General features: G+C 59.6%; 7 protein-coding genes and 6 tRNA genes. 8 read left to right on the plus strand and 5 right to left on the minus strand.

The window, feature by feature from the left end:
- Positions 1-132, plus strand: a 132-nt coding sequence (locus J9889_RS19370; protein WP_162231338.1) for a transposase, incomplete at its 5' end; no start/stop codon positions are given.
- 61 nt (positions 133-193) lie between these two features.
- Here the strand turns inward: J9889_RS19370 and J9889_RS19375 are convergent.
- Genes J9889_RS19375 through rsgA form a run of 5 tightly spaced genes read right to left on the minus strand, consistent with a single transcriptional unit; the run spans position 194 to position 3,035 of the window.
- Positions 194-595: a hypothetical protein gene (locus J9889_RS19375; RefSeq protein ID WP_109421843.1), complete on the minus strand. Its 402-nt coding sequence runs from the start codon at positions 593-595 to the stop codon at positions 194-196.
- Between the two features lie 2 nt (positions 596-597).
- Positions 598-849, minus strand: a complete 252-nt coding sequence (locus J9889_RS19380) for a DUF2960 domain-containing protein (RefSeq protein ID WP_010675489.1) — start codon at positions 847-849, stop codon at positions 598-600.
- A gap of 4 nt (positions 850-853) precedes the next feature.
- Entirely contained in the window at positions 854-1,102 is a 249-nt protein-coding gene (locus J9889_RS19385) for a VF530 family protein (RefSeq protein ID WP_041212447.1), read from the minus strand.
- A complete protein-coding gene (gene asd, locus J9889_RS19390) occupies positions 1,099-1,971 on the minus strand; it encodes an archaetidylserine decarboxylase (RefSeq protein WP_042014303.1) in 873 nt (290 codons plus the stop codon). Before asd ends, J9889_RS19385 begins: the two co-directional genes overlap by 4 nt.
- A gap of 29 nt (positions 1,972-2,000) precedes the next feature.
- Positions 2,001-3,035 (minus strand): small ribosomal subunit biogenesis GTPase RsgA, encoded by a 1,035-nt coding sequence (gene rsgA, locus J9889_RS19395; RefSeq protein WP_039040203.1) that lies wholly within the window; start codon positions 3,033-3,035, stop codon positions 2,001-2,003.
- A 91-nt stretch (positions 3,036-3,126) separates the two neighbouring features.
- Here rsgA and orn point away from each other — a divergent pair, with 91 nt between their 5' ends.
- The 7 genes from orn (at position 3,127) to J9889_RS19430 (ending at position 4,524) form a co-directional block, all read left to right on the plus strand.
- Positions 3,127-3,672, plus strand: a complete 546-nt coding sequence (orn, locus tag J9889_RS19400; protein ID WP_042014296.1) for an oligoribonuclease — start codon at positions 3,127-3,129, stop codon at positions 3,670-3,672.
- 177 nt (positions 3,673-3,849) lie between these two features.
- Positions 3,850-3,925, plus strand: a tRNA-Gly gene (locus J9889_RS19405).
- A 25-nt stretch (positions 3,926-3,950) separates the two neighbouring features.
- Positions 3,951-4,026, plus strand: a tRNA-Gly gene (locus tag J9889_RS19410).
- A gap of 32 nt (positions 4,027-4,058) precedes the next feature.
- Positions 4,059-4,134: transfer RNA gene (locus J9889_RS19415), tRNA-Gly, on the plus strand.
- Between the two features lie 114 nt (positions 4,135-4,248).
- Positions 4,249-4,324, plus strand: a tRNA-Gly gene (locus J9889_RS19420).
- 24 nt (positions 4,325-4,348) lie between these two features.
- A tRNA-Gly gene (locus J9889_RS19425) sits at positions 4,349-4,424 on the plus strand.
- 24 nt (positions 4,425-4,448) lie between these two features.
- Positions 4,449-4,524, plus strand: a tRNA-Gly gene (locus J9889_RS19430).
- Positions 4,525-5,181: the final 657 nt, after the last annotated feature.

Below are 5,181 nucleotides of genomic sequence, written 5' to 3' on the forward strand. Positions count from 1 at the left end.
CCGATGCACACGAGTGTGCTGGAAGGGGTGAACAACAAGATCAAAGTGATAAAGCGCATGGCATATGGATTTAGGGACTCAGAATACTTTTTTCTGAAAATCAAGGCGGCCTTCCCCGGAAAGCCGCGATGAACCTTTTTTTATGCCAGCTCTGCGCCCATCAGGGCGTGAGGGGAGGGATGACGCCAGAGGATCAGGGGGTCAGATCGCCGTGATAGAGCACATGGTCGCCGGCTTTGAGCACATAGCCCTTCCAGGGGAAGAGCTGATAGCCGCCGCCCTGCCAGGACCAGTTGCCCTCTTCGCCCTGGCGGACCAGCCGGATCGGCTCGCCCTCTGGCAGGGTCAGCTCGGCCTGACTCTGATCGGCATTGAACAGCACGAAGGCGCTGACGGTCTGACCGGCATCGGTCGGGTTGAGGCGAATGCCCTGCTCGAACAGACGCACGCACTTGCCTGCCAGCGCCGACCATTGATAACCCGCGCTGCCGATGCAGCCATGTTCGTCGCGATCCGCGCCGACCAGGGGCTCCTTCGGTGTCGTGTTGCAGGCGGCCAGCAGCAGGGTGGCCGCCATCAGGGTCAGGGTGCGCATGGTTACTCCTTGGCGTCCCGTTCGATGACGATGTTGGAGAAGCCCAGCTCCTTGAAGTAGTTCTCCCGGTAATCCTTCACGCTCTTCTTGTCGCGGCGGCACACCTGGGCCAGCTGCTCTTCCATGGCGTGGAAGCGGGTCAGATCGATCCCCTCGGCGGCGGCAACGGCATCATAGATGCTGTTGAACTTGTCGTTGGCGTAGCCAATCTCCCTGGCCTGCTTCTTGTAGGTGTAGGTAATCTTGAACGCCATGGCGTCACTCCTTCTCTTTGGCCTGCTTGCGCTGGACGTACAGATAGAGGCTTTCGACCTTCTCTCTGGCCCAGGGGGTCTTGCGCAAGAACTTCAGGCTGGACTTGATGCTGGGATTATCGGTGAAGCAGCGAATATTGATCTGCTGCCCCAGCGCTTCCCAGCCATAGTGCGCGACCAGGGCGGTGACGATGGCCTCCAGGGTCAGCCCGTGCAGCGGGTTGTTCTTCTGGGAAGCGGGTTGATCGCTCATGCTTGCGCCGCCAGGGTGGCAAAGGGCTGACCCATGCGGGTGGTGACCCCGTTGGCCAGGTGCGGCTCGAAACCGGCCAGCATGCCCGGGCCAAACAGGCAGACGACTGTGCTGCCCAGCTTGAACAGGCCCATCTCGGCCCCCTTTTGCAGGGTGATGGCTTCATCGCCGGTGTAGTCCCAGCGCACCACCTTCTTCTCTTTGGTCGGCGCTATGTTGCCGGCCCAGATGGTTTCGATGCTGGCCACGATAGTGGCACCGACCAGCACCAGGGCCATGGGGCCGTGGGGGGTTCTGAAGGTGGCCACCACCCGCTCGTTGCGGGCAAACAGGTTGGGCACGTTCTCGGCGGTGAGGGGGTTGACGGAGAAGAGATCCCCCGGCACGAACACCATGCTCTCCAGCACGCCGTCCAGCGGCATGTGGATGCGGTGGTAATCCTTGGGTGCCAGATAGATGGTAGCGAAGTCGCCATCCTTGAACGGGGCTACCAGATCCTCATAGCCCCCCAGCAGCTCGCGGGCGCTGTAGTCGTGGCCCTTGGCCTGGATGATGCGACCTTGGCTGATGGGCCCGAGCTGGCTGACGGTGCCATCCACCGGCAGGGCCAGGGTCATGGCGTCTTCCACCACGGGGCGGATGCCGGGCTTGAGCTCGCGGGTGAAGAATTCGTTGAAGCTCTTGTAGTGGGCAGGGCTCTCGTGCAGCGCCTCGCTCATGTCGACCTGGTACTGCTTGATAAAGGCCTCGATCACCCTGGTGGTGAGGTTGCCCGCTTCGGCGGCGGCAAGTTTGCCCACCAGGCGGGAGAGGGCGTGTTTGGGCAGGCAGTATTGACCGGCAATTTTCAGGTTGTCAGTGATGCTCATGATCTTCATCTGGGAATGAGTTGAACGGGTCACAGCCGCGCCTGTTGGCGACCGTGGCGGGCTTCCTGCATGGTTTCCAGGATGCGGTGGTAGTTGTGGAAGCGATCGGCGCTGATGGCGCCCGCTTCAACCGCGGCGCGCAGGGCGCAGCCGGGATCATCCTTGTGGGTGCAGTCGCGGAACTTGCAGCCACCCAGGTAGTCGCGAAACTCGACGAAGCACCAGGTGATGCGGTCGGCTTCCAGGTGCCAGAGGGCGAACTCGCGGATCCCGGGGGAGTCGATGAGATCGCCGCCGCTCGGGAAGTGGTAGAGCCGCGCCGTGGTGGTGGTGTGCTGGCCGAGCCCCGAGTTCTCGGAGATCTCGCCGGTGAGCACGTCCAGCCCCGGCATCAGGGCGTTGGTGAGGGACGACTTGCCCACCCCGGACTGGCCCACGAAGATGCTGATCTTGTCGGTGAGCGCCGCCTTGAGGGCGTCGATGCCCTCACCGCTCTCGCAGCTCACCAGCAGCACCTCGTAACCGAGCTTGCGGTAGGTCTCGAGCTGGTGCTCGATACGGGCGCGGGCCGCGTCATCGAGCATGTCGACCTTGTTCAGCACGATGAGGGGCGCTATCTCCACATCTTCTGCCGCCACCAGGTAGCGGTCGACGATGTTGGTGGAGAACTCGGGCATCACCGCCGAGACGATGATGATCTGGTCGATGTTGGCGGCGATGGGTTTGACCCCGTCGTAGAAGTCCGGCCGGGTCAGCACCGAGTGGCGCGGGTGCACCGCCTCGATGACGCCGGCAGTCGCGGCATTGAGGCCGGGGCGCCACACCACCTTGTCGCCGCACACCAGGCTGCTGATGCTGCTGCGCCGCAGGTTGCTGCGGTGGATGGCACCATCGCTTGCCTCGACATCCGCGTGCTGGCCGAAACGGCTGATCACCACCCCTTCGATGGCGGGGCCGAACAGGGTGTCATCTACCACTGTGGTGTGCTCTTTTTGCAGCCGCCGCTCGCGGTTGGCCTGGACGCGCCTTTGTTGACCCAGATTGAGTTTTGCTTTCTTTGCCACGGGGTTTGCCAGTTTATGAACAGATTCAAAGCCAGTATGATACATGCAAATTGGCAAAATTCCGCCATTCCTCCCAATAGAGAGAGCAATCATGACAGTCAGCGCGCAGAACCTGGTATGGATCGACATGGAGATGACGGGTCTGGACCCCGAAGAGAACGTGGTACTGGAGATCGCCACCATCGTCACCGACAAGGACCTGAACGTGCTGGCCGAAGGGCCGGTCATCGCCATCCACCAGAGCGAGGAAGAGCTGGGCAAGATGGATGACTGGAACGTCAACACCCACACCAAGAGCGGGCTGGTGGCCCGGGTCAAGGCGAGTGAATACGACGAGGCCAAGGCCGTTGCCGAGACCCTCGCCTTTATTCGCCAGTGGGTGCCGGAGCGCACCAGCCCCCTGTGCGGCAACAGCATCGGCCAGGATCGCCGCTTCATGGTCAAGCACATGAGCGATCTGGAAGCCTTCTTCCATTACCGTAACGTGGACGTCAGCACCATCAAGGAGCTGGTCCGTCGTTGGCAGCCTGAACTGCTGGATCAGTTCAAGAAGAGCGGCTCCCACCAGGCGCTGGACGACATCCGCGAATCCATTGCCGAACTGCAGTTCTACCGCGCCCACGTCTTCAAAATCTGAGTGGCTGGCAAGGGTTTGCCGTCGTTCGGTTGCTAAAATCAGCAGTTCGGCCAGCTTTTGAGCGAACGGCTGCAACCAGACAAAAAAGCCCTTGCAATTGGAATGTCTGCTCTTATAATTCGGCTCCCGTACAGTAGCGCAAGCAACCAAATGCTGTACGGTCTGTTTTCAGGTTTTGCGGGAATAGCTCAGTTGGTAGAGCACGACCTTGCCAAGGTCGGGGTCGCGAGTTCGAGTCTCGTTTCCCGCTCCAAAATGTTTGCTGATGACGTTCCGATGCGGGAATAGCTCAGTTGGTAGAGCACGACCTTGCCAAGGTCGGGGTCGCGAGTTCGAGTCTCGTTTCCCGCTCCAATCATCAGCGCAGCCTCAAGACAATCCATGTTGCGGGAATAGCTCAGTTGGTAGAGCACGACCTTGCCAAGGTCGGGGTCGCGAGTTCGAGTCTCGTTTCCCGCTCCAATATGCAGTGCCGGAGTCACCGCGTTGGTAGAGCATGTTCAGTGCTTGCCAAGGTCGGGGTAGCGAGCGCGAGTCTCGTTGCTGGCTCCAAAAATATGTAAGTGATATTCCGATGCGGGAATAGCTCAGTTGGTAGAGCACGACCTTGCCAAGGTCGGGGTCGCGAGTTCGAGTCTCGTTTCCCGCTCCAATCACTTGCAGATAACATTCTGTTGCGGGAATAGCTCAGTTGGTAGAGCACGACCTTGCCAAGGTCGGGGTCGCGAGTTCGAGTCTCGTTTCCCGCTCCAATCACTTGCAGATGACATTCTGTTGCGGGAATAGCTCAGTTGGTAGAGCACGACCTTGCCAAGGTCGGGGTCGCGAGTTCGAGTCTCGTTTCCCGCTCCAATCTCTCTTCGAACCCTTCGAATTCAATCTCTCCCCCAAGTACACGAATCCAGTTTCTCAGTACCATCACTGCCGCGTCCTGTTGGTAGAGCATGGCCCGCGCTTGCCAAGGCTGGGGTCGCGAGTTCGAGTCTCGTTTCCCGCTCCAATCTCTCTTCGACGTCCTCATAATCCCTTTGAATTGCCCATCACATCGCGCCGCGATGATTTGTCGTATCCGGCGTTTGCCTGCTTTCTCTCTTCCCCGCACATCCCAAGTCATAAGACCAAGATGTATTGCTTGCTAATAGCCTCCCGGAGATCGGGCACAACCCTTTGCGGTCGGCTAACAGGCTTGGCAGGGCCTGAATGACAGACAGTGGCTCGCTATAAGTTAAAACCGGGGCATTTAACCAAAACTCATCATTTTGATTTATAGCGGCTGGTGGCGGCCATAAGCGGCTTGCAGGTGGGGATGGCAAGCCCGGCAAGAGCTCTGTCGATCGGGGAGGGGAAATCGCGGGCAAAAAAATAGGTTCTTCGCGGGATCTTGGGGAAGTGGAAGTTGACAGACAGGGTGCTGGTAAACTGGCTGTCTCCAAACACACCACCACCATCACCCTGCTGTCGCCGTGCATCATATTGATATTGCCTCCTTCTGGCCAGGTTATACCGTCA

The organism is Aeromonas sp. PrichA-15 (assembly GCF_017939245.1).
Lineage (GTDB): Bacteria > Pseudomonadota > Gammaproteobacteria > Enterobacterales > Aeromonadaceae > Aeromonas > Aeromonas caviae.

Bases quoted from the DNA above. Each gene is read 5' to 3' on its own strand.
- J9889_RS19375 (WP_109421843.1), bottom strand. From the start codon at position 595: ATGCGCACCCTGACCCTGATGGCGGCCACCCTGCTGCTGGCCGCCTGC.
- J9889_RS19380 (WP_010675489.1), bottom strand. From the start codon at position 849: ATGGCGTTCAAGATTACCTACACCTACAAGAAGCAGGCCAGGGAGATT.
- J9889_RS19385 (WP_041212447.1), bottom strand. From the start codon at position 1,102: ATGAGCGATCAACCCGCTTCCCAGAAGAACAACCCGCTGCACGGGCTG.
- asd (WP_042014303.1), bottom strand. From the start codon at position 1,971: ATGAGCATCACTGACAACCTGAAAATTGCCGGTCAATACTGCCTGCCC.
- orn (WP_042014296.1), top strand. From the start codon at position 3,127: ATGACAGTCAGCGCGCAGAACCTGGTATGGATCGACATGGAGATGACG.